The 260-nt window shown below is 58.1% G+C and carries 1 pseudogene; it reads right to left on the bottom strand.

The annotated features are described in order from the left end of the window. Positions 1-260: pseudogene (locus SB756_RS31765) on the bottom strand (ornithine cyclodeaminase family protein); the annotation flags it as partial.

Below are 260 nucleotides of genomic sequence, written 5' to 3' on the forward strand. Positions count from 1 at the left end.
CACGCGCCACTCATGAGATCGGCCAGGCTGAATGCCTTGTTATGGAACTCGATACCCGCTGCCTTGGCAGCCAGCATGTCCCCAGTCTCCTCAAGCACTTCTTCCAGTGTGTCGCAGATGATGATGTCGCTGCGCTCAACGACCGAAACGTCAATTTCGCGCTGTTCAGGAATGGTCGAGCCAATCGAGACAACCGTTGCGCCAGGTTTCAGCCACTCTGCAAACAGGATCGGCTCCTCGCCACGAGAGCGTGCCGCGGT

Origin of the sequence: Pseudomonas sp. SIMBA_068, assembly GCF_046534705.1 — a bacterium.
GTDB classification, from domain to species: Bacteria; Pseudomonadota; Gammaproteobacteria; order Pseudomonadales; family Pseudomonadaceae; genus Aquipseudomonas; species Aquipseudomonas putida.